Source organism: Mesorhizobium sp. PL10, from assembly GCF_053714315.1.
The window spans coordinates 49,713-74,539 of sequence record NZ_JBSKBR010000021.1 but is presented as its reverse complement, the minus strand read 5'-3'; the positions used below and the strand labels follow the sequence as shown (position 1 = coordinate 74,539).

The following is a 24,827-nucleotide window of genomic DNA, read 5'->3' as shown; positions in this document are numbered from 1 at the left end:
CGCGACACCAGATTCTCATCCAGATTGTCGCGCGCTTCTCATCAGAATTGTCGCGCCACAGTCATGCCGTCTTCAATGCCATTCACTGCTTCGCGAAGAGACGCGATAGTCTTGTCCATACCAACTCCTCTGGACAGGCCCTACTCCCGCGAAGGCGAGGAAGTATCCGCCCGCAATTTTCAAGCCTGTGGGGGTTCTCCGGCATAAGCCCGGGCGATCAGTTCCCTGATTGGCCCGCGCTCCAGGGGACGTGGATTCCAATATGGGTTTGCGAGCGCACGGTCTGTTGCGATGTCGATCCCGCTTTGCGGCATACCGATGTCGGAAAGAGCACGTTTGGCCCCAATTTGTCCGGCGAGGTCATAGAGCGCCATCGCGGGATCGGCCTTCAGGACGGACCGCAAATTGTCGATCACTGTCGGAATGGCAGGAGCGTTGTAGGCTAGCGCATGCGGCAACACGATCGTGTGGGTCTCCGCATGTGGCAGGTCAAAGGTGCCTCCCAGCGTGTGGCAGAGCTTGTGATGCAGCGCCATTCCAACTGAGCCGAGACATATGCCACATAGCCAGGCGCCATAGAGCGCTTTCCACCGCGCCTCTGGATCCTGCGGCCGTAGAGCGATAATGGGCAAAGAGTCGGCAAGAGCACCAATCGCTTCTTTCGCCATCAAGCTGACTACGGGGTTGCTTTCCCGCGCATAAAGAGCCTCGACCGCGTGAGCGATCGCGTTCATCCCGCTTGTTCCGGACATAGCGGCGGGAAGTGTCATCGTGAGTTCCACGTCATAGATGACAACCTCGGGCAGAACCTTCGGGCTCGACTGAGTAATCTTCGCGCCGTCCTTGGTTTCTCCCAGGATCGGCGTCATCTCCGAGCCGGCATAGGTCGTTGGGGCTACGATCTGCGGCAAGTCGGTCCGCAGCGCGATTGCTTTGGCGAGCCCCGTTGTTGAACCGCCTCCCACTGCAACCAGCCCGTCGACATTGAGCTCGGCCACCACGCGCATCGCGTCTTCCGTTACCGAAACAGGCGTATGCATTGTCGCCTTTGCATAGACGCCAGCCGCCCGCTCCCCGATTGACTTGGCAAGGCGAAAGGCATCAGCCTCCTGCGGAGGCGTCGCTAGTACGAGGACACGCTGCAAACCCATCCGTTCGACCTCTTCCGGCAGCGTCGAGGTCGTCCCGGAGCCGAAGATCACTCGGGCGGGTTGGCCGTTATAGATGAAGGTCTTCATTGTCGTTCCTTTCGCGTCAGAGGCGATTGTCCACACGCATCAGGAATGGATGGATGTTCACGTTCTGCCAGACATTGGCCGAGGCGAATGGATCTGCAGCGTTGAAAGCCTTTACCTCCTCGATTGTGTTGGCCGAGAAAACGAAGAGTGACCCGATCATGGTCACACCGTCCTCCGCGACCAGCGGTCCAGAAATCACGGTCGCAATCGAACCGCTCGCAAGATAGGCCTTGTGCGCGTCGTAATTAGCGAGACGCCGCGGAAGTGCATCTGCATGGTCAAGGCAGTGAACGGCAAAAAGCAACTTGTATCTCCCGATTTTCGATCGGCCCTACGGCGCGGTGTAGCCGCCATCAATGACGAGCTCGGCGCCGGTCATGAAGCTGGATTCGTCACTGGCGAGGAACAACGCGCCGTAGGCGATTTCTTCCGGTCTCCCGAGCCGCTTCATGGGAGTGATATTGACGATGGCCGCCGTGATGCTCGACTCCTGGGCGTCGATCATCGGCGTGCTGATAATCCCTGGGTGGATTGAATTGACGCGTATACCGTCGCCCACATACGTCAGGGCAGCGTTCTTACTCATATGCCTGACAGCGGCCTTAGATGCGGTATAGGCGGACACGCCTGCCGCTCCGGCGATTCCCCAGATCGACGACGTGTTGACAATTGACCCGCCGCCATTTGCCTTCATGTGGGGGATGACGACTTTCATTCCGTAGAATGGGCCAGTCTGATTGATGGCAATGACTTTGTTCCAGTCGTCGATCGCGATCTCTGCGATACCATCATAGGACAGAACCGTCCCCGCATTGTTGAAGAGGATATCGATCCTGCCGTCCTCACCGATGATGGCTTCCACGACGGAGATCCAGTTGTCGAAGTCGGTTACGTCAAGCTTGTGCCGGACCACGTTGCTGCCGATAAGCTCGTCGTCGAAGCTGAGATCGCATGCGTGGACCTTCGCGCCTTCCCTCTCAAACAGCTCCACGGTAGCTTTGCCTATACCTCGTGCTCCGCCGGTTATGAGTGCCACCTTGTTTTTCAGACGCATTATCTTTTCTCCGTGTCGTGCCTGCGCGCTCAATTGGCCTTGTCGGCTCCGCTTATCTTGCTGATGAAGAGCGCGATAAGGATGATCCCGCCTGTCGTGGCGTTGATCCAATACGCAGGGACTTGGGACAGGACCAATACGTCCTGAATCAGGACCAGCAGCAGCACCCCTCCACACGCCCCGGCGATCGTGCCGCGACCGCCATTCAAACTTACTCCCCCCAGCACGGCAGCTGCGAAGGCATTGAAAATCAGGTTCTGTCCGAGAGACGACGGAATTGACGCAATTCGTCCTGCCTGCAGCAACCCTGCCAGCGCTGCGAGCATGCCGGCTACCACGAATACGCCCATCAGAATCCGCTCTACCGGGATACCGGCAACGCGAGCTGCCTGTGGGTTGCCGCCAACTGCGTAGAGCATCCTGCCAATCCTGTGGCGGGACATGAAGACAGTGAGAATGACGAGCAAGCCGAGGGCGACCAAAAAGGAGACTGGCGCCCCCAGAACAGTCGCTTCACCAGAATAGGTCAGAAGCGAAGGCAAATCAGAAAGGGTTTCGCCACGCGTCAGCCCGAGGCTGATGCCGCGTAGCAGGATCAAAGTGGCCAGCGTGGCGATGAACGCGTTGAATTTGAGATAGACTACCAATATGCCGTTGAAAGCACCGATCACGGCGCCCGTTAGGAAAATTGCGATAAGCGCCAAGAACGGGGAGCCTGCGAGGTTCAGGCCACTACCGCCTGCATCGAGAAGGCAATAGACGCCGACCATCGGCGCCAGCCCAAAAGTGGATTCAAGCGACAAGTCGAACTTGCCGGCGATGAGAACCACGGTCAGGCCCATCGTGAGAATTCCAAGCTCACTGGCCTGCTGCACCACGCCATAAAAATTGTCGTAAGACAGGAAGGCCGAATTCAGCGCGGCGCCGACGATCATGACGACGGCCAGGACCGGCAAAATTGCCCATTCCGGCTGGAGCAGATCGCTCAGAAGCCTTTTTGGCGCGACCGCACCTGCGGTGATCGGGCTGTGGGTCATGGTAACTCCGGAGACAGATGGAACCCTTCCATTGCGGACACGAGCTCTTCCTCGTTCATCCCGCTTTTTTCGATGACTTTTCGCCCGCGAACCCAGACTTGGACACGATCGCAGAACGCAAGTTCCTCGGGTTCGTCGCTGACGAGGATAACGGCCAATCCCTCCCGACGGCGCCGTTCGACAATCTCGAGGATGGTCGCCTTCGAGGCGATGTCGACGCCGGCAGTTGGGTGAAGGAGGATGAGCACGGACGGGTTGCTGCTGAGAACTGAGCCCAACAACACCTTTTGCTGGTTGCCGCCGCTCAATTCTCCGACGCCCTGCTTTACCGAGTGACAGACAATGCCGAGATTGGCGCGGCTATCTTCCGCAAATTTTCTGCGAGCGCGGCGATCTATGAGAACGCGTTTCGAAAATGCCTTGAGCGACGGTAGGGTGATGTTGTCCTCAACTGACATTGAGCCCACGAGGCCGGTTTTGATGCGATCCTCCGGCAAAAGCGCCACGCCTCGCTCGACCGCTGTCCCCGGATTCCAAGGCTTGGGCACGTTTTTGCCGTTCAGCACAATCTCGCCCGACCACTTCGAAATGTGTCCCGCCAATGCAAGCGCCATATAGCGAGAACCTGAGCCAGAATGTCCGGCAAATCCGACGACCTCTCCGGCGCGAAGCGAGAGATCCAGGGCATCCTGGCAAGCGTCCACCTTAACTCGCGCCTTAAGAACTACAGGCGCTTCGGGGGCCAGCGCTGGCCGCGCTACGTGTTCGCTGGCGGTTAAAGCGATGCCAGTCGCCTCATCGCCTACCATGGCAGATACGATCTGCGCAGTAGAGAGCTTTTGCGCGTCTCCATGCATAACATCGCGACCATTGCGGAGCACAGTAACGGCGTCACAGACGCGCGGCACCTCATCCAAGTGATGCGAGATAAAAAGGAAGGTCACCCCTCGCTCTCGCAACTCATTTACCCGCGATATCAATTGATCGATCTCGCTTGCGATAAGCTGAGCAGTCGGTTCATCGAGGATAACGAACCGAGACCCTTGGTTGAGGGCGCGCGCTATCTCCACCATTTGTGCTTCCCCGACACCGAGGTCTCTGACCTGAGTGGTGGGGAGGATGGGAATGTTCCAACTCTCAAGGGCCGCCGCGGCTTCCTGGTTCAAAGCGCGCCAGGAAATCATCCGTTTGCCTTGGTATCGCCCAAGGTAGAGGTTCTCGGCGACGCTGAGGTCGGGAACGAGAGTTCGATGCTGATAGACGCAGGCTACCGCCTCACGCCACGCGTTTCGATCGCTAAGCGCCGGCGGCGCTGAGCCATTCAGCAGGAAGGTCCCGGAATCGATCGCCCTCAACCCCGTTAGGATTGATACGAGCGTAGACTTCCCGGCGCCATTGCGGCCGATGAGGCCATGCGACTCGCCCCGTCTAATCTCGATGGACAACCCATTGAGAGCGGTGGTCCCGCCGAAGCGTTTGACGGCGCCGTCGATCTTGACGATCTGCTTGGACGTCGCCAACGCCTTCGAATATTCGGGGCGAGCGGCCATGACTACTTGGCGTTGCCCCAGAGGGTTTTGTCGTCGACATTCGCCTTGGTGATGATCGGCGATGGGAGTTCGTCGACGAAATACGCGCCGTCCTTCACCACCGTGCTGCTGTGATCAGTTGGGCCTTCTTTCATAGGCTTTCCGTCGAGTGCAGCATTGAGATAGTCGACGCCGTGCTTGGCGTAGTCCACGACAGGCTGAGAAATGGTGGCGTCAAGGAAGCCCTCGCGAATTGCCTTCAGGGCACCCGAGCCACCGTCGATCGCGACCATGGCGACGTGACCCGATTGGCCAGCCGCAACGAGGCGGCTACGGGACTTCAATGCCGAAGAAACCGGATCATAGTAGAGAGTGTCCGTGGCCAGATAGATGCCGGCGATGTCAGGATTGCCGCTCATGACGGTGAGCGCAACATTCGCGCTTGTCGGACCGTCCCAGTTGGCGGTCTGTTCTATGATTTTTGCGTTCGAGGCCTTTTTGAAGGCCTTGTCGAAACCGTCCTTGCGATTGCGGCCGTTGGTGGTTGTCAGCGCGCCAGTGATTTGCAGGACCGTGCCCTTCTTGTCGCCCATGGCGGCGGTGAGAGCTTCTGCCGCGCGAGCTCCCATCTCGAGATTGTCGGCCCGCACAACTGCGTAAACCTCGCCGGCGGCAGGCTTGTCGTCGACGATGACCACCGGAACCTTACGGCTCTTTGCGTAGTCGAGTGCTGGTTTGATGGCGGCGCGATCCACGACGCCGGCCAGGATCACGTTTGCGCCAGCACTGATCAGGTTGCGGAAATCCGTCACCTGCTGGCTCGCGTCCCTGTTTGCGTTCGTCGTTTGCACGACCTCTCCACCGACCGACTTGGCCTCATCGGTGGCTGCGTTCACCAGGACGGTGAAGAACGGAGTGTTGAGCGTAGGCATTGAGAGGCCGAGCTTCATTTTCTCGGCCGCATAACCTTGCGACGCGAATGCGGCCGCTGAGACGAGCAGCGTCGTGGCGAGCATTGATTTGAGCAGCTTATTCACAGTCTACCTCCCTTGATGGCTGTCGATTCATGCCATTCCCATCGGATGGGATAAAGGCAACCCATAGGGAAACAGTGTTGCGTCCGACGCAAAAAACACACGGAATAGACTGATTAGGTGGTTAGCTTCGGAAGCGGATTGGCCTCGAATTTAGTGCAGATCCTCTCGGACGCCCGACGGCGCATGCTTATTGCGAGAGACGCAAAAGTGTTTCTTAAACACCTCACTTTCTTTCGCAAAATGGCATGATACTCATTTAGTCAGGCAGGCCTGGGCGTGAGGCCAAATTTTCAATGATAGGATGAAAGATCGTGGCTGAAGACGTCGAACTCTTGATCTCGTATTTTGCCCTTTCGGGCGACGTTTATCCTCTTGGCCCGGTTGAGATCAGCCCGTTTCCATTCAAGGACAGAGTAGAGGCAGCGGCGCGAGCCGGCTTCAAAGGCTTCGGACTTCACTATGAGGACACGATAGCCACCCAGAGCAAAATTGGCTTTGCGGAGATGAAGCGCATCCTCAAGGCAAACGGGATGAGATATCTCGAAATCGAGTTCTTATTGAACTGGTATCGCAACGACGAGAAGCGCAAGGAGTCGGACAAATTCCGCCGCCAGCTGTTCGATGTCGCCGCAGAGCTCGGTATGCGCGATATCAAGATCGGTCCCGGCTTCCACGAACAGACGGCCGACGTTCCGCTTATGGCGGCTGAGTTCGCAAAACTGTGCGAAGAGGCGGCGGTCTACGGCGCGGATATCGTGTTGGAGATCATGCCTTGGTCGAACGTTCGCACGATCGAGACTGGCCTCGCCATTGTAAGCGAAGCAGACCAACCGAACGGCGGCCTGCTTGTCGACATCTGGCACCTGGCACGCGGAGGGATTCCGTTCAGCGATATTCGCAAGATCCCGACCCGCTTTATCAAAGCGGTAGAAGTCGATGACGCCCTCAAAGTGCCGCCGGTTGATGACCTCTGGGAAGACACCATCCACCATCGCGAACTCTGCGGTGAGGGAGAGCTCGATGTGCCAGCGTTCTTGCGAGAAATTCGGGCCGCTGGTTACAAAGGCGTCTACGGGACAGAAATCCTGTCGGCACGCCACCGCAAACTGGGGCTCGATGAAATGGCCAAGCGCGTGTTCGACAGCACGATGGCACAATTCGCGAAGCTCTAGGTCGCGGATCTGGTCATGGGGCTACCGATGATGTCTGCTTCAGGAAGCGACAAAGCTGATTTCTACGACCGACATGAGGCGCAAAGCATATCCTTCTTATAATCTCGTATGGTCTGGCGAACCCGATAACAATGTCTCCGCTTGAATGTCAGCTCCGCGCCGCACAATCTAATTCGCCGCACGTCGGCTCAACCAGGCAGAGTGAAGAGCCGCGTTAAGTTGGCAGACCAGTCGATGTGTCCTCTGTCCTGCATAAGGCTAGGTCGGATCCCACGCTGAAGGGCAAGAACTCTACGAGGTCGATTGCTGCCGGCCCTGGGAACTGGTGACCGTTGGTATTCGAGGACTATTCGGGCTCTGCTGGAGCCGGCTTGCCAATGCCACCGTGAGAGCTTGTGCAAGGCACATTGGTGCTGCCAACGAGCGTGAGAACGTATATTCATGCTCCGGCACGGCGAAGAGCACTGAGGCTGACTTCGCGAGTGGCGACAAGGTGCTGTCGGAAATGGCAATGATCGGCACTTTCGCCGCGGCCACTTGTTCAACCACATTGACGACTTCCGTCGCATAGAACCGGAAGGACACCGCAAGCAGCAGGTCGCGCTGCGTGATCGTGCGCGCCATGTAGGTTGCGAGGCCACCGCTTGGATCCAGCAGGACGCAACGCTTGCCAAGCATCGTTAGAACGTAGCGCAGTAGGTCGACCACCGGGGCCGAGCGCAACTGCCCTATGAGGTAGACGGTCTCGCTCTTCTCCAGCAAATCGACGGCTTCGACGATCTGGTCAGCCGAGACGTCCGCGAGCAGGTCTTGCAGCGATGCAATGTCCCGCACGACAAGATCTCGCAGGAACCCAAGTTCGCTCCGATCCTCACGGGTGCCCAGCTCAGCTTCTAGGGCGCGCATCCTTGCCTCGAAGCCGGGCGCGGCGGTTGAAAGACGCTTTTGAAATAGACCCTGAAGCTCTTTGAAGCCCTCGTAACCGAGCGACTGCGCGAACCGAACAAAACTGGACGCATGAATGCCACAGCGCTCGGCAATCGCACTGACCGAAAGAACCGCGACGTCGTTCGGGTTCTGGGTCAGGTAGACTGAGATTGCCTGATACGACTTGCTCATGCCCTCGAAACGCTCATGCACGAGACGAATGAGCTCTTCGTAGTTCTTCGGCGGTTCAGCAACATTCATAACCACGATTCCTGCAAAATTCGTTGCAGTGTGCCCTGAACTCATCGGAATTGCCAATCGTTGGCGAAATGGTCCGCACCTTTCAGCGCGAACCATTTCCCATCGTTCAGTAAGCTTGCTGCCCGGTCAGCTTCTCAATGATCTTGTCGATCGAGACAGCCAGGACGAGGAGCAACCCGGTGACGATAAGCCTGACCTCGTTCTTGACCCCCATCAGGTTGAGGCCGTTTTGAACGGTTCCGATCACCAAAGCACCAAGCAATGCCGCATGGATGGCGCCGCGCCCGCCGAACAGACTGACGCCTCCGATGACCGCTGCTGCGATGGATTCCAGCAGCAGCGTACCGCCGCCGACACCGCCACCGGAAAACACGCCGACCCCCAGCGTTCGCGATGACGCAATGATCCCTGCAATCGCCGCGACACCTCCGGCGATGGCAAACGCCGCGGTCCGGATACGCGGCACCTTGATGCCGGCGCGCCTGGCGGCTTCGGCATTGTTGCCGATCGCGTAAAGGTAGAGACCAAACTGGGTTTCGTTGAGAACGTAACCGCCCAGCCCAAGCAGGACGGCGAAAATGAGCACCGGCAGCGGTATTCCCTGGTTGGCATTGAGCACCAGGACGGCCACCGCACCTATCAGTGCCGATACTATCAACGGAAGAACGACCGAATGCATGACAGAGACTTCCAAGCCAACGCGCCGTCTGCGCCGGACGCTGGACAGGATGAGAAGCGCCAGCAAAACGATGCCGATTGCCCAAGCGAGCCAGGCATAAATTCCGTCGATTGTGGTTTGTGCAATCAACTCGACTCCCGTGCCCATGAGCCCGAAACGCGCCGTCGCAGGCAGTAGAAGAAGCTGGATGCCGTTCAAGGCGAGGCCGAGACCGAGCGTTACCACGAAGGACGGAACGCCGATCCAGTTTACCCAACGCGCTGAGACTGAGCCGATTGCTGCACCAAAGATGACGGACAGCGGCAGGGCAAGCAACGGAGACACTCCGTATTCGACGATCAGTTTGGCACTCACCACTGCCGTAACGCCATGGATGGCCGCGACCGAGAGATCGATCTCGCGAACGAGCAGCACGAACATCAGGCCGAGTGCCATGATGCCAACGACGGTCGATTGCAAGAGCAAGTTCGAAAGATTGCGGGGCGTGAGGAACACGTCGCTTTGAAGGGCGAAAAAAATCCACAGCACTACGAGACCAATGATCACCGGTAGCGCCCGAAGATCGCTTCCAAGCAACTCTCCAAAGGTGCGGCGTTTCGGAGCCGCGCTTGCCGGGATCGAGACCATGACTTTCCTCCCTAAGGCGAATTCCCGGCGGCGGATCAGCCGGCCAGGTTTACACCTTCGTTGCCGCCCACCATCGCATTCACGACCATCTCTCCGGTCACGTCCTTCGACCGGAAACTGGCAGCGTTCGCGCCAAGGCGCATGACCTCGATTCTGTCTGTCGAGTTGACTACGAAGTGATGGATGTCATGGCTGACAACGACCACACCAAGCCCGTCATCAGCGAGGCTGCGTATAAGGTCCGCGACCTGCTGCGCGGCCGAGTGGCTTAGAGCCGCCGTCGGCTCGTCCAAAATCACCACCTTGGGCTTCCACAGGACCGATCTGGCGATGGCGATGTTCTGGCGCTGTCCCCCCGACATCGCACCGACGGGTCGGGTTAGAGACAGATTGCTGAGCCGCATACGGGACATGACCTCGCGAGCCCGCATCTCGCACTCTGCCCGCCTTATGCGACTGCCGAAGAGGCGCGAGCCGGTAAGTTCGCGTCCCAAAAACAGGTTCTGCACGGCATCCAGATTGTTGCACAGAGCGAGGTCCTGGTAGACGGTGGCAATGCCATGCTTGGTGGCATCCGACGGGGTGCGAACGAGCGCCGGCCTGCCCTCGATCTCGTATTCGCCGGAGTCAGCGGCATGAACGCCTGCCATGACTTTGACGAGCGTCGACTTGCCGGCTCCATTGTCACCGACAAGGGCAACAATCTCGCCGGCATGAACGTCCACGGACGCGCCGCGTAGCGCGTGCACGGACCCAAAGGACTTCTGGATGTTGCGGAGGGAAATGAGCGGCACGGACGAGTCCGTGGCCGGCGCTTCCCGTGCGGAAGGCTCATCTGCTTGTGCGGTCATCGTGTCCTCCTCCCGGGCTAAAAGGGGGGCCATCCTCGGTGGCCCCCTTCGCGGCTACAGGTTCTTCTTGCAGATATCCGTCGTTTCAATGCCCTTGCAGATTTCCGCCCAGGTCCAGACGCCGGCCTTCACCACATCACCGAGGTTGTCCTTGGTGATGTTCGAGACCGGGAGGAAGACAGCCGGCACGTCCATGAAGGTGTTGTTGACCTTGCCGTTGATCAGGTCCTTCGGAACGCCTTTGCCCGCCACGATCGACGAGACGACGTCGGCCGCATAGTTCGCTTGGACCTTCAGATCCTTGAGGACGGAGTTGTCCTGCCAGCCCTGGGCGACATAGCGCAACGCTTCGACCGTCGCATCCTGTCCGCCGGTCACCAGCTTGTCGCCTGGCTTGAGGCCCTGGGAAATCAGGGCCGCAACCGAACCACCGGTCGTGCCGTCGTTCATGCCGATGAAGACATCGACATCGCCGCCATTCTTGGTTAGGCAATCTTCCGCGAAGCTCTGGGCGATCGTCGGATCCCAGTTCTGCGTATACTGCTCGCAGACGACCTGTACCTTGCCGGAGTCGATCAGCGGCTTCAGGAATTCATCCTGGTCGGCTTCATACTGCTTGGTGCCATATTCGCCCTGATTGCCCTTCACTCGGGCGACCTTTACTGGGGTCTTCGACATCGCCTTGATAAGTTCGGCGGCGCGCTTGCCCTGCTCCCGGCCAACAGCAAGCGAATCAAACACCACATGAGCCTCGGCCTTTCCGCCGACCGCGTCATGATCGTAGAGCACGACCGGCACATTCGCTTTGGCCGCCGCCGCCAGTTCGCCGGCCGCAAGATTGGCGTCGGCAGAAGTGAGAAGGATGACCTTCGCCCCTTGGGCAATGGCGTCCTCGACTTGAGACTGCTGCTTGGACGGGTCGCCCTGGGCGTTCGCGACGACGACTTCCACATCCGGGGCTTTCTCCTTCATGGCCGCAACGAAAAACGGAGCATCACGGCTCTCAAAGCGGATCGTGGTTTCGTTGGGCAAAAGAAAGAAAACTTTCGCCTTGTCCGCTGCGGCGGCACCGCCAAGCAGGGTCGCGGAAATGAAGGTTGACGCGAAAAGGGTAGAAATCAGTCGTTCCATTCATACCTCCCGTAGAACAATGGTTACCCGGAGCTGCGGAGCTAGAGAGATCTCTCCTCGCCTTCTCCTCCCCGGCCTGAACATTGACGCTTGCAATGTTCATTGCACAATTCTGTATTCTGCAAAACACGATGAGTCAAAGGAAAAATGCAACGATGAGTGATCGATTCATAAAACCGCAACAAGCATTGCATGGAGGCGATCACCTCGAACCATAGCCGCCTCGTTCACGCGGCCTTCCCGGCTGAGCGGTTCACGACCAGAGCCGGATCGATCTTACCTGAAAAGAAATCGATCACGTTTCTGACCGAAGCCACGGCCATGCGCTCCCCGCATTCTTTTGTAAGTCCCGCTATGTGAGGTGAGAGGATGACCTGATCCAGATTGACCAGTGGGTTGTCTTCTACCGGCGGCTCACGGTCGAAGACGTCTAGGCCGGCGGCGCCGACCTGGCCAGAGTGCAAAGCCTCGACGAGAGCTCGCTCTTCAACAATGCCCCCTCTGGCCGTATTCACGAGGATGGCGCCGCGCCTCATGACAGCAAATTCTGCTCGACTTATCAGCGGCTGGTTGGCCTTGGGTATGTTGATCGAAACGACGTCGGCCCATGCCAAACCGTCACGCAGCGCGTTTACCGCGCTGACAGGGCCATCGGGCCAGCCTTGCTCTTGCAAGTATGGGTCGAAAGCCCTGACCTCCATGCCAAAGCCGGCCGCCATGCGCGCCAGATGGCGGCCAATTCGGCCAAATCCGACAATGAGGAGATTCTTGCCCGAGATCTCCTCCGCCTCCAAATTGTTGCGCCACCCCCACTCACTGGGCTGCCGTACAGAGCGATCGGCACGAAGCACACGTTTGGATGCGGCAAGGATGAGCATCATGGCGTGTTCAGCAACCGAGACTGAATTGACATCTCCAACGATCGTGAGCGCGATGCCGCGTTCATTCAACGACGGCAAATGCACGGCGTCGTATCCCACGCCATGCCGGGAGACGACCCTCAGGCGATCGGCCTTCGCAACGGTCTGGGCAGACAAGGGTTGAGTACGAATGACAAGCGCGTCAGCCTTGCCGATCAATGGCGCGTAGGACTGCTCGGACACTTCTTCAACATAGTCGAACGTGACATCCGGCAGGCTGTTCAGGAGCGCTACACCGGAGGCATGCAGTTTCCCGGCAACGAGGATGTGTGGCATCAGTAAGCCCCCTTCTCTCCGGCGGTAGCGACCCGACCCACCAATTCCCGAAACCGGCCGACACTTGCCGCCGCGGCTGCGGCCAGCAGGCGAGAGTCCCCGGCAACGGTGGTCATGTTGAACCCCCATTCGATTGCCCGGGCCGCATACTCCGGAGTGCCGCAGTGCAGAGCGGCTTTGATGCCGTTGGCTTTGCAGGCCGCCACGATCCGGTGCAGAGCATCGATCATCTCTGGTTCTTCACGATCGAAGCCGGGGGACAGCCGACCGTCCGTTAGGCTTAGGGTCAGGTCTGCTGGCCCGACATAGATGCCGTCCAAACCGCTCGTGGCCGCGATCTGGTCGAGATTGTTCATCGCTTGCTTGGTCTCGACCATTGCGAAAGCCAGAATTTCGTCGTTGGCTTCTCCGGCATAGTTCGCGCCGGCTGCGAAGCTGACCCTTGTTGGTCCAAAACTGCGCTGTCCTAGCGGCGGATAGCGCAAGTAGCTCACGAACTCGGCAGCCTGCGCGCCGGTGTTTACCATCGGACAGATGATACCGTAGGCGCCTGCGTCGAGCGCCTTCATGATGATGCCGGGCTCAAGCCAGGGAACGCGGGCCATGGGCACCACGCCCGAAGCGCGCATGGCCTGAAACATCGGCAGCACCGCGGAATAGTCCAAGGCTCCGTGCTGGATATCGATCGAAACGGAATCATAACCCTGCGCGGCCATGATCTCGGCCGTGAAAGCATTGCCGATCGACAGCCAGCCGTTGATTGTAGGTCGACCCTCGGCCCAGATCTGTTTCAGCTTGTTCTTTATCATCCGAGCCTCCTAAAAGACGATTTGCGCGAGCTTGGTATCCAGGTAGTCGTTAATGCCTTCAGTCCCGCCTTCACGTCCCATGCCGGAGTGGTTGGTGCCGCCGAACGGAGCCTCGGATGCCGCCAGCGCGAAGCTGTTTATGCCGACCATCCCGGCCTTCAGCGCGGAAACGGTACGACGCGCTCGCCCAGGCGAACGGGTGAATGCATAGGCGGACAGGCCCATGTCCGAGGCATTTGCCCTGGAGAGCGCCTCCTCTTCCTCGGCGAAGCGCGTGATCGCCGCGATGGGACCAAAGTTCTCCTGGTCGAAGACCTTCATGTCGTCGGTGACATCGATCAGGACCGTCGGCTCGAAGAAGTGGCCCGAATTGAGATCCGGCGCGCGACCGCCGCCCGCGACCAATGTCGCGCCTGCCTTCACCGCATCGGCGACGATGGCGTCGATCTCTCTGAATCGCGCTGCGTTTATCAGCGGTCCCATCTGGGTCGACGGATCAAGCCCATCGCCCAACTTGAGGGCCTTGGCCCTCTTGACGAAGCCATCGACGAACTGGTCGTGAAGGCTGTCATGGATGAAGAACCGATCGGGCGTTACGCACACCTGGCCAGCATTCGCAAATTTCGTAGGCACCGACACGTTAAGAGCGAGTTCGAGATCGGCGTCGTCGTAGACGATCAGGGGGGCGTTGCCGCCAAGTTCCATCGACACTTTCTTGACGGTGTCGGCCGCGTCCCGGATCATCTGCTGGCCGACGCGGGTCGAGCCGGTCAAGGACACTTTTCGCACGGCCTCGTCGGCCATGATCGGGGCATAGGTCGTGGTCGTCGGTCCCACCACCAGGTTGACGGTGCCCTTGGGAAGGACATGCATGCAGTCGACCATCACCATGGCGACGCCCGGAGTTTGGCTTGACGGACGCAAGACGACGGAGCATCCGGCGGCCAGCGCCGGTGCGACTTTTCGAGCGACAAGCGCTGCGGGAAAGTTCCAGGCGGTGAAGGCACCGACAATCCCAACCGGTTCGCGGGATACTTCAAAACGACCGCCGGGAACCCGCGATTCAATGATCCTGCCGTAGATCCGCCGCGCCTCCTCGGCGAACCACCTGAATTGGTCGATCGCCAATGTCCACTCTCTCTCCGCCTGTGCGACGGGTTTGCCCGTCTCAAGCGAAATCATGCGTTTGGCCTCCTCGGCGCGCCGGGTCATCTCGTCCGCGATCTTGTGAATAGCATCAGCACGGGCGAACCCGCTCGCGGACCGCCATTCCCGCAGCCCTCTGGCGGCCGACGCGAGAGCGGCCTCAGTATCAGCCACGGTCGCAACAGGCACAGCGCCCATTGTTTGGTCGCTTACGGGACTGACGACTTCGGCTTGCGTCTTGTCCGATGACGCCATCCACTGACCATCGATGAACAAACCATAGTTCTTGTACATGGATCACCCAATCTCACTGATGCAGACGGTGCGGCGCTCGGCCGCCGACCTGATTGCCGCCTCGGCCAGGACGAGGGCTGCATGGCCGTCCTCGAACCCGACTTCCGGCTTGTTTCCCGTTTCGATGGCATCAACGAAGGCGCCGATTTCGGCCATGAAAGCCTCGGCATATCGATCGATGAAAAAGTTGAGCAGGGGCGCCGCCTTGCCCGTGGAGTCTGCCCGATGGAGACTGGTCATGTGCGGCAGTCGATTTTCCGACACCAGCATGCCCTCGGAACCCAAGGCCTCCACACGCTGGTCATAGCCGTAAGTGGCCTGCCTCGAATTGTTGATGATGCATTGCTTGCCGGAGGCGGTCTTAAGGACGACCGAAACGGTGTCGTAGTCGTCCAGGCGATCCATCAAAGTCTTGTCGACCAGTCGGCTTCCAGCAGCGAAAACTTCGGTAACTTCTTCGCCGAGTACAAACCGCGCCATATCGAAGTCGTGAATGGTCATGTCCCGGAAAATGCCGCCCGAATCCTCGGCATACGCTACTGGGGGCATCCCGGGATCGCGGGACGTGATGACTACCTGGTGGAGGTCGCCGACGTCCCCAGCACGGACCGCGTCGCGGAGCGCGCGATGGCCGGGATCGAAACGCCTGACAAAGCCCAGCATGATGGGCACGTCTCTCCTGGATCGGATGGCCTCGGCGCATCTCTCCACACGGCCAAGATCGAGGTCGATCGGCTTCTCGCACAAAACCGGCTTGCCCGCAGCGACCGTCTTTTCGAGCAAGTCAGCGTGGGTTGGCGTCGAGGCAGCGATCAGTACGGCATCGACGTGCTCGCTCTCGATCACATCATCGGCAGAATCGAAGACCCGAACTCCCAGCTTGGCGCCAACCTCTTCAGCTGCGGGGCGATAAACGTCGAGTACGCTGGCCAGCGATGCACGAGGATGCGCGGCAATGTTGGCCGCATGCATGCGACCGATTCTGCCGCAGCCAAGCACTGCGATTTTCAGCAAGGATTCCTCCCTTCGTGCAATTTTCGCAATGTTTGTTGCGGAACTCTTGCATTGTCAATAAATATTTCGTAGGTATCTCGAAACCGAATGCATGGGAGGAGATGCGATGTCTCGCGAGACAGTGCGCCTGACAATGGCGCAGGCTTTGGTGCGCTATTTGTGCAATCAATTCACTGAGATAGACGGGCAGACATTGCCTCTCTTCGCCGGCGTCTTCGGCATTTTCGGCCACGGCAACGTAACTTGTCTATCCGAAGCACTCGAGGCTGTTCAGGACCAATTGCCGACCTGGCGTGGGCAGAACGAGCAGTCGATGGCACTCGCCGCGGTCGCCTTTGCGAAGGCGTATCGACGTCGCCGGCTCATGGTCGCCGCGACATCGATCGGACCGGGCGCGACCAACATGATAACCGCTGCCGGCACGGCACATGCCAATCGTCTCCCGGTGCTTCTCCTTGCGGGCGATATTTTCGCAAATCGGGTGCCGGATCCGGTCATGCAACAGGTCGAGCACTTCAACGACCCGACCATATCCGTCAATGATGCGTTCAAGGCAGTCACACGGTATTGGGATCGGATCCTGCTTCCAGAGCAGATCATTTCGTCGCTGCCTCAAGCAGTTGCTGCGATGCTGGACCCGGCCGATTGCGGGCCTGCCTTCCTGGGTCTTGCACAAGACGCGCAAGAGGTGGCTTACGACTATCCGCTTGCATTCTTCGAGCCAACGACCTGGGCAGTGCCGCGACCGAGGCCGGACCGCAACAAGCTTTCGGAGGCCGTGAATCTGCTGAAGAAGGCAAAGAAGCCACTCATCATTTCAGGCGGTGGCGTTCGATACTCAATGGCCGAGGAACTGGTTGCTGATTTTGCGGTCCGGCGTGGCATTCCGATCGTGGAGACCATAGCCGGCAAAAGCGCCCTCACACACGACCATCCCGCGCACGCCGGACCGATTGGCATCATTGGCTCGACCTCTGCCAATGCCCTCGCTGAGGAGGCCGATGTCATCCTTGCAATAGGAACACGCCTGCAGGACTTCACGACAGGCTCCTGGACCGCATTCCGGCGAGACGCCAGATTCATCTCGATCAACACCGCCCGCTATGACGCGACCAAACATCGCGCGGTCGCGGTTGTCGGGGACGCGCTCGAAACGGTCACCGAACTGGATGCGGCGCTCGGCGACTGGAAGGTCAGCGCCGATCACATGAAGCATGCGAAAGTATTGTTCGCGGACTGGAACAAGCTCCTCGACGAGTATCAGGCACCCACCAATGGCCCGGTTCCCACGTACGCCCAGGTAGTCGCGGTTGTTAACCAGGTCGCCAAGCCAAATGACACTTTGATTGCTGCTGCCGGCGGCACACCGGGAGAAGTTACCAAGGGCTGGCGGGTAAAGCAGAGAAACACCTTCGATTGCGAATTCGGTTTCAGCTGCATGGGCTACGAGATCGCCGCTGGTTGGGGTCACGCCATGGCGAAGGAGGGTGACGGCACGCCGATTGTGATGATCGGAGACGGCACGTACATGATGATGAACTCCGACATCTATTCGACCGTGCTCGCAGGCCACAAGATGATTGTCGTGGTTTGCGACAATGGCGGCTTCGCCGTCATCAACCGGCTGCAGCAGTTCAAAGGGGTCCCCGGATTCAACAATCTCCTAAAGGATTGCCGAGTCAAGGAGCCTTTCGCCGTCGATTTCGTAAAGCATGCAGAATCCATGGGAGCGTTGGCCCGCCGTTGCGAGAGCCTTGCCGATCTCGAGGCCGCGATGGAGTGGGCGCAAGGGACGGATCGCACCACGGTCATCACAATCGTCACCGACGCCTTCGCCTGGGTTCCAGGAGATGCGGACTGGGATGTCGGCGTGCCCGAGGTCTCCGAAAGGGAGGCCGTGCAGAAGGCACGCATCCAGCAAATCGAAATCCGCAAGAAGCAGCGGGTCGGAGTCTGACGTGAACCGAATTGACGGGAAAATAGCGGTCGTCACCGGCGGCACGCAGGGACTTGGCGCGGCCATTGCTAGGCTTTTTGCACAAGCGGGCGCGGCGGGAATCGTCACGTGCGGTCGCGATCGCGACAAAGGCGAAGCTGTCGCCAAAACGATCGCTGATGATACCGGTGCTGAGATCTCGTTCGTCGTGGCCGACCTTCAGAATGTCGACCATTGCCGGGCTGTTTTGGCCTACGCAGAAGCCAAACACGAGCGCGTCGACATCCTCGTGAATGCGGCTGGCCTCACCGACCGAGGAAATCTGCTCAATACGTCTCCCGAACTCTTCAATCGCATGTTCGCAATCAACGTGCGGGCTCCGTTCTTCCTGATGCAGGAAGCCGCCAGGCTGATGATAGGCCGCGGCATCAAGGGAAGTATCGTCAACATCGGCTCGGCGTCTGAACGGGCGGGACAACCCTTCCTTTCCTCCTACTCAGCATCGAAGGGAGCGCTCGCGACTCTTACCCGGAACTCGGGCTACGCTCTCATGCGCAACCAGATCCGCGTGAACCAGCTCGATATCGGCTGGATGGCTTCAGACGGGGAGGACAAGGTACAGCGGGAGTACCACCATGCGGAGCCCGACTGGCTTGCCAAAGCCGCGGCGGCTCAGCCATTTGGTCGCCTGCTCGCGCCCGAGGAAGTTGCTCGCGCCGTTCTCTTCCTGGCATCTGACGATTCCGGGATGATGACCGGCGCCGTGGTCCATTTCGATCAATCAGTCTGGGGAGCTTATGACGGCGGCCCGCCGGCTCCCGCAGCGGCTTTATCCGCATGAGGAGGCAACCATGAGAACGATAAAGGGGCCTGGCATATACCTGGCCCAGTTCGCAACCGACGACGCGCCTTTCAACACCCTCCCCGACATTGCCGGCTGGGTCGCCAACAAGGGCTTCGCCGGGGTACAGATTCCGACCTGGGACACGCGCCTCATCGATATGAAGCGTGCGGCCGAGAGCAAGACGTACTGCGATGAACTCAAGGGCGTCCTTGGCGAGGAAGGTCTCGAACTTCCAGAACTCGGATCACACATCACCGGTCAGCTGGTGGCTGTGCATCCGGCTCACGACCGGATCATGGATAGCTTCGCGCCGGCAGTCGTTCACAACAATCCGGCCGCGCGGCGCGCCTGGGCGGAGGAACAGATGAGGTTTGCGGCGCGGGCCTCGCGTAATCTCGGCATCGACCGTCACGTGAGTTTCACAGGCACGCTACTCTGGCCTTACCTCTATCCTTATCCGCAGTGGCCAGAAGGTCTGGTCGACGATGCCTTCGACGAACTTGCCCGTCGCTGGCTGCCAATCCTCAACGATTTCGACGAACAGGGTGTCGACCTCTGCTTCGAGATCCATCCCTGCGAAGACGTTCATGACGGGCTGACGTTCGAGATGTTCCTTGAGCGGGTCGGCAACCACCCGCGCTGCAACATCCTCTACGACCCGAGCCATTTTGTCCTGCAGGCTTTGGACTATCTGGCCTTCATCGATCATTACCATGAGCGGATCAAGATGTTCCACGTCAAGGACGCGGAGTTCCGGCCCGACGGCAAGACCGGCGCTTATGGTGGGTTCCAGCCATGGTCCAAGCGCGCGGGGCGTTTCCGGTCGCTCGGCGACGGCCAGGTAGACTTCGGGACTATCTTTACGAAGCTCTCCACCTACGGCTTCGACGGCTGGGCCACTCTCGAGTGGGAATGTTTCATCAAGAACCCTGAAGACGGCGCAGCCGAAGGCGCCAAGTTCATTCGCGAATACATCATCCGCGTCGCCGACCGAGCTTTCGACGATTTTGTGAAATCTGGCGCCAACAAGGCCGCGAACCGAGCGATGCTCGGGCTTGAATAAGGCATAGACAGAATGTCCGACAAAACGACAAAGAGGCCCCTCCGGCTGGGTATGGTGGGAGGTGGCCAGGGAGCCTACATCGGCAACATTCACCGCATTGCTGCGAGGCAGGACGGCGCTTGGCAACTTGTGGCCGGCGCGTTCGACGTCGACGCGGCCCGCGGGCATGCCTTCGCGACCAGCGAGGGGCTCGATCGCGCTCGATCTTACGACGATTACAACGCGATGATCGCCGGAGAGTTGTCTCGCGACGACCGGATCGACGCAGTCGCCATCTGCACACCAAACTTCACGCATTTTCCGATCAGCAAGGCATTCTTGGAAGCCGGCTTTGACGTGATTTGCGAGAAGCCTCTGACAGCGACACTGGTCGACGCCGTCGCACTCGAGAAGCTGGTGCGGGACAGCGGCAGGTTCATGGGCGTGACCTATACCTATTCGGGCTATCCGATGGTGCATGAGGCCCGGCACATGGTCGCGACCGGACAACTGGGAAAGATCCGGACCATCCAGGTCGAATATCCGCTCGAATGGATGGCGACGGCGATCGAAGCCGAGGGCAACGCTCAGGCGGCATGGCGCACCGACCCGAAGAAGAACGGCAGAGGCGGCTCGATCGGCGACATCGGCACCCATGCCTATCACCTCGCAGGTTTCGTCTCCGGCCTTCAGCTCGAGTCTCTTACGGCAGATCTCGCCACGTTCGTCCAAGGGCGAGCGCTCGATGACAACGCGCATGTGATGCTCCGCTATCAAGGTGGCGCCCGCGGGCTTCTATGGTCTTCCCAGGTGGCGCTGGGATCGTCAAACGGCGTGCGGCTGCGCGTATTCGGGGAGAAAGCTTCGCTGACCTGGTTCCAGGAACAGCCGAATGAGCTTGTCCATGCGCGCCTCGGCGGAAGAACCGAGATCATCAAACGCGGCGCGGACAATCTCAGCGACGGAGCGAGGGCCCGCACCCGCACGCCGCCCGGACATCCCGAGGGTTACTTGGAAGCGTTCGCCAACCTGTACGCCGGGTTTGCGGAGGCGATCCACGCCAAGCGGGAAAAGCGTGAACCCAGTGCGATAGGCTGCGATATACCGACCGCCTATGACGGCCTGAAAGGTGTGGCATTTGTCGATGCCGTGGTAGACAGCGCAAGCGCCGGGAATCCGTCCTGGTTGACACCTGCTGCGGTATGATTGGCTCTACCCGCAGTTGGCAACTGCCCAATCCGGTCGAGCTTGGTGAGTGCATAGACGCGCTGCTTGGAGCCCTAAGTGCAGCGATCTCTATGACGTACGCGCCTGCGTCAGGAGCCGCCATTCGTCAGTGTCTCATTGCCAAGTCAGAAGCTCGGGCTCGCATGGGCGCTCCGCCGCGATCATTGGACCCGCTAGCCAAGAGAAGCTTCAGACCCAATCGCGATCGGGCTTTTGATCTCGGCGCGCCTCTTGGCGCCTGCGTGCATTCCGCCTCCGTTGCAACCGAGTCCTCAGCAGCCCACCATAACTCAACAAAATCAAAGCGATGCGCGGAGGTTCGCCACTCGAACCTGGCTAACCGAAGGAAGAAACTGGCGCTAAGCCATTGATAAATAACGATAATGGTTGGCCAGGAAGGGCGTGAGACTGCGAAGGAAAATCAATGGTTTAGCGGATGGTTAGCCAGGCAGAACGGAGCCGCCTGCCCTGATTTGCACGCCGCTCAGCCGTATCATTTCGACGACGGTGTCCTCGCGAAATCAATTTCTGTGCATTTAGACACACCTCTAAGCCAATCGGGATACCTCCTCAACCGCCGGCTAGCGCAGCGAACAGAAAAGTATCATCCATTGCATAGCGCGCGGTAGAGCGCGCCGTTGGGGCGACGATAGTATTCAAGTTTAGGGCGGTTATCAGATAGTGAGCGTCAATCCATGACAAATGAATTGAGGGGCAAGGTCGCTGCCGTGACTGGCGCCGCATCTGGGATCGGCTTGGCCAGTGCCGAGGCGATGCTCGGTGCAGGCGCCCGCGTGGTTATGATTGACCGTGATGAGGCAGCCCTCAATCGATTGCGCGAGAAACATGGCGCTGCGCTCATGCCAGTCGTTATTGATCTCCTCGACGTAAAGGACTGCGCGACACTGCTTCCGAGAGTTCTGGAAGCTGCCGGTCAGCTTGACATCTTCCACGCAAACGCCGGCATCTACGTCGGAGGCGACCTGATCGACAACGACACTGCTGCTATCGATCGCATGCTGAATTTGAACGTGAACGTCGTGATGAAGAACGTACACGATGTGCTGCCGCACATGATCGAGCGCGGCGGCGGCGATGTCATCGTGACGAGTTCGTTGGCAGCTCACTTTCCCACACCGTGGGAGCCGGTCTACGCTTCCTCCAAATGGGCAATCAACTGCTTTGTTCAAACCGTCCGTCGCCAGGTGTTCAAGCACGGGATCCGCGTAGGCTCTGTCTCGCCCGGCCCCGTGATCAGCGCCCTGCTGGCCGATTGGCCGCCCGAGAAACTGAAAGAGGCGAAGGAAGCGGGAAGTTTGTTGGAGGCCAGCGAAGTGGCCAACGTAGTGCTGTTCATGCTGACTCGGCCGCGCGGAATGACTATCCGGGATGTGGTCATGATGCCCAGCAACTTCGACCTTTGACCCGAGGCGGCGCCCCCCTTGGCCTGTAACGAGGCACCTCATAGGTTTTCCGGCGTAAGCACATCGAACGGCAGGTAGACTGTTTGCAGACCCACGTCCGAGGAGCTTTGCACCGCGCGCAGCATCGCTGTGATCGCTTCCTGACCGATTTTCATGAAAGGATGGGAGATCACCAAGGTAAGGGATTTGTTCAGCAGCCCCTCCTTTGTCGCGGCAGAAAGGTCGTATGTTACGACCACGATCTTCCCCTTTTTGCCGGCGTCCCGAATGGCACCAACAACACCCGCAATTCCGCCGCTCGCGGCATAAATCCCGACCACGTCGTCGTGCTCGCGAAGCAATTTATCGGTGACCTCGCGGGCAATGCCTTCCGACTCAAACGTTGACACGGCCTCGAGCAGGGTGAAGTCGCCTCCATGCTCCCGGAAGTAGGAGCGAAAGCCTGCCTCATTGAGTTCATGACACCGATATCGGTGGGTTCCGACGAGAATACCCAGCTTTCCGGGTTGCCGGCACGCCGTTTCGAAAGCCCAGGCAGCAGTTCGACCGACCTTCCAGCCATCAAGCCCGATGTAGCCGCTTAGTAAGCGGGCTGAAAGAGGCGAGACGAGCGCGAAGACGGGTACCCCGCGTTCAGCAAGGCGGTCGATAGCCTCCGTGACGATTGGATGCTCCGCCGCAACGATTGCCACCGCTTCCACGTCTGCATCAAGATTTGAGATTTGGGCTGCAACATGCTCGGGCGACAGGTCGTCGAGTTGGTAGACCCGGAGCCGGATATCCCTGTCAATGATTGCCTTCGCCGCGACCTCCAGGCCTTCGGTGGCTGACTGACCGAAGGCATGGTTAGGTTGCTGCAAAATGATGCCGAATGTGTGCTGTGGCCGTCGCGACGCGATGCTGCCGCGGATCGAACCTAGACCATAGAAACCAATCTCTTCAGCCGCGGCGCGGACCCGTTCCATGGTATCCGCCCGAACCAAGCCTCCGCCACTGATGACCCTTTTTACAGTTGAAGTCGACAATCCGGCCGCGTCGGCTAGATCGCTGATGGTGGGGCGCGCCATATAAAGGCTCCGTCGAGGTCAAAACGGCTCATGAACTGGGTGAATCGTGAACTTCTTTGGATCAAAGCATATCGAAACATGATCCAAATGATCCAATATGGTTCTTAAATGAACCTATCTCTTGAGCCGCTGTAGGTCAATGTGGCATGAGAATTACGAACAAGCCGTGACCGCCACAACTCGGGAGGCCCGACATGGTTGACGATCTCCAATACGGAACGCGCAACAAACGCGGCGATTACCAGCCGAACGAACCGCTGAGCCTTCCGCCAATAACAAGCCTGCCATTCAGTGCCACGAAGACCCTACTGTGGCTGCGAGACTATCTCTTCGGCTTCAACTTTCTTTTCTTCGTCACATCGCTTGTCTGGTGGGTCTGGCTGATGCCCGATTTTCAGGCCATGGCCACGTTCTCATGGGGGTGGATACTCCACCTCTTAGTGCTCAATTGGGTCGCGATCGTTGCGTTCTACGGTTTCCTTGAATGGCGTTTCTACGTTCGGCGGGCTCAGGACCGGCGGTTCAAGTTCAATGGCAAGTTCCCATCCGAGCAGCCGTCCGACGTATTCATGTTCAAGAGCCAGAACATCGACAACTTCATCCGCAGCTTCCTGATTTGCGTGCCTGTAGGAACCGCAGTCGAGGTGGTTGCTCTATGGGCGTTCGCGAATGGCACGGTGCCTATGATTGCGTTCGCTCAGCATCCGATTTGGTTTGCAGTCCTCGTGCTGGTCGCTCCCATCATCCACGAGGCGAATTTCTTCTTCATTCACCGCTTTATCCACTGGGGACCGATGTACAGGTATGTTCATTCGGTCCACCACAATTCCGTCAATCCGTCACCCTGGTCGTCGCTGTCCATGCATCCGGTCGAGGGCTTCCTCTACTTCGCCTCCACGTTCTGGCACCTGGTTCTGTTCTCCAACCCGTTTATCGTGGTCTACCAGTGGAACCTGGCAGCATTCGGCGCCGTCGTTGGTCATATCGGGTTCGACAAAATGGAGGTGGCTGAAAATACCACCGTCAACAGCCACGCCTACGCACACTACCTCCACCACAAGTACTTCGAGGTGAACTACTGCGACGACGGTGCATTGCCGTGGGATAGGTGGTTTGGCACCTGGCACGACGGCTCGGCGGAGGGTGAACGGCGAATGCAAGAACGCTTCCTCCGCAAGCGCGAACGCCTTGACAGGAAGCAAGACGCCGCCGCACCGGTTGAGTAGCGAGCTTCAGACCAAAGCGTTCAACAGGCATAAGGCGGGCCGGCCAAGGCCTCCCGCAC

At 59.0% G+C, this 24,827-nt stretch carries 22 protein-coding genes; 7 read left to right on the top strand and 15 right to left on the bottom strand.

Annotated elements, in window-relative coordinates; translation table 11 throughout:
* Positions 1-179 precede the first annotated feature (179 nt).
* Genes ACWGTO_RS26480 through ACWGTO_RS26455 form a run of 6 tightly spaced genes read right to left on the bottom strand, consistent with a single transcriptional unit; the run spans position 180 to position 5,895 of the window.
* On the bottom strand, positions 180-1,238 hold the full coding sequence (locus ACWGTO_RS26480) for a maleylacetate reductase (protein ID WP_454577743.1): 1,059 nt from the start codon (positions 1,236-1,238) through the stop codon (positions 180-182).
* A 16-nt stretch (positions 1,239-1,254) separates the two neighbouring features.
* A complete protein-coding gene (locus ACWGTO_RS26475) occupies positions 1,255-1,542 on the bottom strand; it encodes a YciI family protein (protein ID WP_454577742.1) in 288 nt (95 codons plus the stop codon).
* Between the two features lie 27 nt (positions 1,543-1,569).
* Positions 1,570-2,292 carry an SDR family NAD(P)-dependent oxidoreductase gene (locus tag ACWGTO_RS26470; protein WP_454577741.1) on the bottom strand — a complete coding sequence of 241 codons (723 nt, stop codon included), beginning with the start codon at positions 2,290-2,292 and terminating at the stop codon, positions 1,570-1,572.
* Between the two features lie 29 nt (positions 2,293-2,321).
* The gene (locus tag ACWGTO_RS26465) at positions 2,322-3,329 is read right to left on the bottom strand and encodes an ABC transporter permease (RefSeq protein ID WP_454577740.1); all 1,008 of its coding nucleotides are present in this window, start codon (positions 3,327-3,329) and stop codon (positions 2,322-2,324) included.
* A complete protein-coding gene (locus ACWGTO_RS26460) occupies positions 3,326-4,879 on the bottom strand; it encodes a sugar ABC transporter ATP-binding protein (RefSeq protein WP_454577739.1) in 1,554 nt (517 codons plus the stop codon). Before ACWGTO_RS26460 ends, ACWGTO_RS26465 begins: the two co-directional genes overlap by 4 nt.
* A 2-nt stretch (positions 4,880-4,881) precedes the next feature.
* Positions 4,882-5,895, bottom strand: coding sequence for a sugar ABC transporter substrate-binding protein (locus tag ACWGTO_RS26455; RefSeq protein WP_454577738.1), 1,014 nt, complete (start codon positions 5,893-5,895; stop codon positions 4,882-4,884).
* A 311-nt stretch (positions 5,896-6,206) separates the two neighbouring features.
* On the opposite strand from ACWGTO_RS26455, the gene ACWGTO_RS26450 reads away from it, so the two are divergent.
* Positions 6,207-7,067: a sugar phosphate isomerase/epimerase family protein gene (locus ACWGTO_RS26450; RefSeq protein WP_454577737.1), complete on the top strand. Its 861-nt coding sequence runs from the start codon at positions 6,207-6,209 to the stop codon at positions 7,065-7,067.
* Between the two features lie 291 nt (positions 7,068-7,358).
* Here the strand turns inward: ACWGTO_RS26450 and ACWGTO_RS26445 are convergent, their stop codons facing one another.
* The 8 genes from ACWGTO_RS26445 to iolG form a co-directional block, all read right to left on the bottom strand.
* The gene (locus ACWGTO_RS26445) at positions 7,359-8,255 is read right to left on the bottom strand and encodes a MurR/RpiR family transcriptional regulator (RefSeq protein ID WP_454577736.1); all 897 of its coding nucleotides are present in this window, start codon (positions 8,253-8,255) and stop codon (positions 7,359-7,361) included.
* A gap of 106 nt (positions 8,256-8,361) precedes the next feature.
* A complete protein-coding gene (locus tag ACWGTO_RS26440) occupies positions 8,362-9,561 on the bottom strand; it encodes a sugar ABC transporter permease (protein ID WP_454577735.1) in 1,200 nt (399 codons plus the stop codon).
* Positions 9,562-9,596: 35 nt separating this feature from the next.
* Positions 9,597-10,412 (bottom strand): ATP-binding cassette domain-containing protein, encoded by an 816-nt coding sequence (locus ACWGTO_RS26435; RefSeq protein ID WP_454577734.1) that lies wholly within the window; start codon positions 10,410-10,412, stop codon positions 9,597-9,599.
* A gap of 54 nt (positions 10,413-10,466) precedes the next feature.
* Positions 10,467-11,543: an ABC transporter substrate-binding protein gene (locus tag ACWGTO_RS26430; RefSeq protein ID WP_454577733.1), complete on the bottom strand. Its 1,077-nt coding sequence runs from the start codon at positions 11,541-11,543 to the stop codon at positions 10,467-10,469.
* Between the two features lie 227 nt (positions 11,544-11,770).
* The gene (locus ACWGTO_RS26425; RefSeq protein WP_454577732.1) at positions 11,771-12,739 is read right to left on the bottom strand and encodes a hydroxyacid dehydrogenase; all 969 of its coding nucleotides are present in this window, start codon (positions 12,737-12,739) and stop codon (positions 11,771-11,773) included.
* Positions 12,739-13,548, bottom strand: coding sequence for an HpcH/HpaI aldolase family protein (locus tag ACWGTO_RS26420; protein ID WP_454577731.1), 810 nt, complete (start codon positions 13,546-13,548; stop codon positions 12,739-12,741). Before ACWGTO_RS26420 ends, ACWGTO_RS26425 begins: the two co-directional genes overlap by 1 nt.
* A gap of 9 nt (positions 13,549-13,557) precedes the next feature.
* Entirely contained in the window at positions 13,558-14,988 is a 1,431-nt protein-coding gene (locus tag ACWGTO_RS26415; RefSeq protein ID WP_454577730.1) for an NAD-dependent succinate-semialdehyde dehydrogenase, read from the bottom strand.
* A gap of 3 nt (positions 14,989-14,991) precedes the next feature.
* Entirely contained in the window at positions 14,992-16,002 is a 1,011-nt protein-coding gene (iolG, locus tag ACWGTO_RS26410) for an inositol 2-dehydrogenase (protein WP_454577729.1), read from the bottom strand.
* Positions 16,003-16,108: 106 nt separating this feature from the next.
* Here iolG and iolD point away from each other — a divergent pair, with 106 nt between their 5' ends.
* From iolD to ACWGTO_RS26385, 5 genes are all read left to right on the top strand, one after another.
* Positions 16,109-17,959, top strand: a complete 1,851-nt coding sequence (iolD, locus tag ACWGTO_RS26405; RefSeq protein WP_454577728.1) for a 3D-(3,5/4)-trihydroxycyclohexane-1,2-dione acylhydrolase (decyclizing) — start codon at positions 16,109-16,111, stop codon at positions 17,957-17,959.
* A gap of 1 nt (position 17,960) precedes the next feature.
* Positions 17,961-18,779 (top strand): SDR family oxidoreductase, encoded by an 819-nt coding sequence (locus tag ACWGTO_RS26400; RefSeq protein ID WP_454577727.1) that lies wholly within the window; start codon positions 17,961-17,963, stop codon positions 18,777-18,779.
* Positions 18,780-18,789: 10 nt separating this feature from the next.
* A complete protein-coding gene (locus ACWGTO_RS26395; RefSeq protein WP_454577748.1) occupies positions 18,790-19,845 on the top strand; it encodes a sugar phosphate isomerase/epimerase family protein in 1,056 nt (351 codons plus the stop codon).
* 12 nt (positions 19,846-19,857) lie between these two features.
* The gene (locus ACWGTO_RS26390) at positions 19,858-21,030 is read left to right on the top strand and encodes a Gfo/Idh/MocA family protein (protein WP_454577726.1); all 1,173 of its coding nucleotides are present in this window, start codon (positions 19,858-19,860) and stop codon (positions 21,028-21,030) included.
* Between the two features lie 716 nt (positions 21,031-21,746).
* Positions 21,747-22,475, top strand: a complete 729-nt coding sequence (locus tag ACWGTO_RS26385) for an SDR family oxidoreductase (RefSeq protein WP_454577725.1) — start codon at positions 21,747-21,749, stop codon at positions 22,473-22,475.
* Positions 22,476-22,513: 38 nt separating this feature from the next.
* Here ACWGTO_RS26385 and ACWGTO_RS26380 read toward each other — a convergent pair whose 3' ends face one another.
* Positions 22,514-23,542 carry a LacI family DNA-binding transcriptional regulator gene (locus ACWGTO_RS26380; protein ID WP_454577724.1) on the bottom strand — a complete coding sequence of 343 codons (1,029 nt, stop codon included), beginning with the start codon at positions 23,540-23,542 and terminating at the stop codon, positions 22,514-22,516.
* Positions 23,543-23,736: 194 nt separating this feature from the next.
* Between ACWGTO_RS26380 and ACWGTO_RS26375 the strand changes: the two genes are divergently transcribed.
* Positions 23,737-24,768: a sterol desaturase family protein gene (locus ACWGTO_RS26375; protein WP_454577723.1), complete on the top strand. Its 1,032-nt coding sequence runs from the start codon at positions 23,737-23,739 to the stop codon at positions 24,766-24,768.
* The last annotated feature ends 59 nt before the right edge of the window (positions 24,769-24,827 follow it).

What these genes read in the sequence shown, in the direction of transcription:
- ACWGTO_RS26480 (WP_454577743.1), bottom strand. Translation starts at nt 1,238, where the DNA reads ATGAAGACCTTCATCTATAACGGCCAACCCGCCCGAGTGATCTTCGGC.
- ACWGTO_RS26470 (WP_454577741.1), bottom strand. Translation starts at nt 2,292, where the DNA reads ATGCGTCTGAAAAACAAGGTGGCACTCATAACCGGCGGAGCACGAGGT.
- ACWGTO_RS26465 (WP_454577740.1), bottom strand. Translation starts at nt 3,329, where the DNA reads ATGACCCACAGCCCGATCACCGCAGGTGCGGTCGCGCCAAAAAGGCTT.
- ACWGTO_RS26460 (WP_454577739.1), bottom strand. Translation starts at nt 4,879, where the DNA reads ATGGCCGCTCGCCCCGAATATTCGAAGGCGTTGGCGACGTCCAAGCAG.
- ACWGTO_RS26445 (WP_454577736.1), bottom strand. Translation starts at nt 8,255, where the DNA reads ATGAATGTTGCTGAACCGCCGAAGAACTACGAAGAGCTCATTCGTCTC.
- ACWGTO_RS26440 (WP_454577735.1), bottom strand. Translation starts at nt 9,561, where the DNA reads ATGGTCTCGATCCCGGCAAGCGCGGCTCCGAAACGCCGCACCTTTGGA.
- ACWGTO_RS26435 (WP_454577734.1), bottom strand. Translation starts at nt 10,412, where the DNA reads ATGACCGCACAAGCAGATGAGCCTTCCGCACGGGAAGCGCCGGCCACG.
- ACWGTO_RS26430 (WP_454577733.1), bottom strand. Translation starts at nt 11,543, where the DNA reads ATGGAACGACTGATTTCTACCCTTTTCGCGTCAACCTTCATTTCCGCG.
- ACWGTO_RS26425 (WP_454577732.1), bottom strand. Translation starts at nt 12,739, where the DNA reads ATGCCACACATCCTCGTTGCCGGGAAACTGCATGCCTCCGGTGTAGCG.
- ACWGTO_RS26420 (WP_454577731.1), bottom strand. Translation starts at nt 13,548, where the DNA reads ATGATAAAGAACAAGCTGAAACAGATCTGGGCCGAGGGTCGACCTACA.
- ACWGTO_RS26415 (WP_454577730.1), bottom strand. Translation starts at nt 14,988, where the DNA reads ATGTACAAGAACTATGGTTTGTTCATCGATGGTCAGTGGATGGCGTCA.
- iolD (WP_454577728.1), top strand. Translation starts at nt 16,109, where the DNA reads ATGTCTCGCGAGACAGTGCGCCTGACAATGGCGCAGGCTTTGGTGCGC.
- ACWGTO_RS26395 (WP_454577748.1), top strand. Translation starts at nt 18,790, where the DNA reads ATGAGAACGATAAAGGGGCCTGGCATATACCTGGCCCAGTTCGCAACC.
- ACWGTO_RS26390 (WP_454577726.1), top strand. Translation starts at nt 19,858, where the DNA reads ATGTCCGACAAAACGACAAAGAGGCCCCTCCGGCTGGGTATGGTGGGA.
- ACWGTO_RS26385 (WP_454577725.1), top strand. Translation starts at nt 21,747, where the DNA reads ATGACAAATGAATTGAGGGGCAAGGTCGCTGCCGTGACTGGCGCCGCA.
- ACWGTO_RS26380 (WP_454577724.1), bottom strand. Translation starts at nt 23,542, where the DNA reads ATGGCGCGCCCCACCATCAGCGATCTAGCCGACGCGGCCGGATTGTCG.
- ACWGTO_RS26375 (WP_454577723.1), top strand. Translation starts at nt 23,737, where the DNA reads ATGGTTGACGATCTCCAATACGGAACGCGCAACAAACGCGGCGATTAC.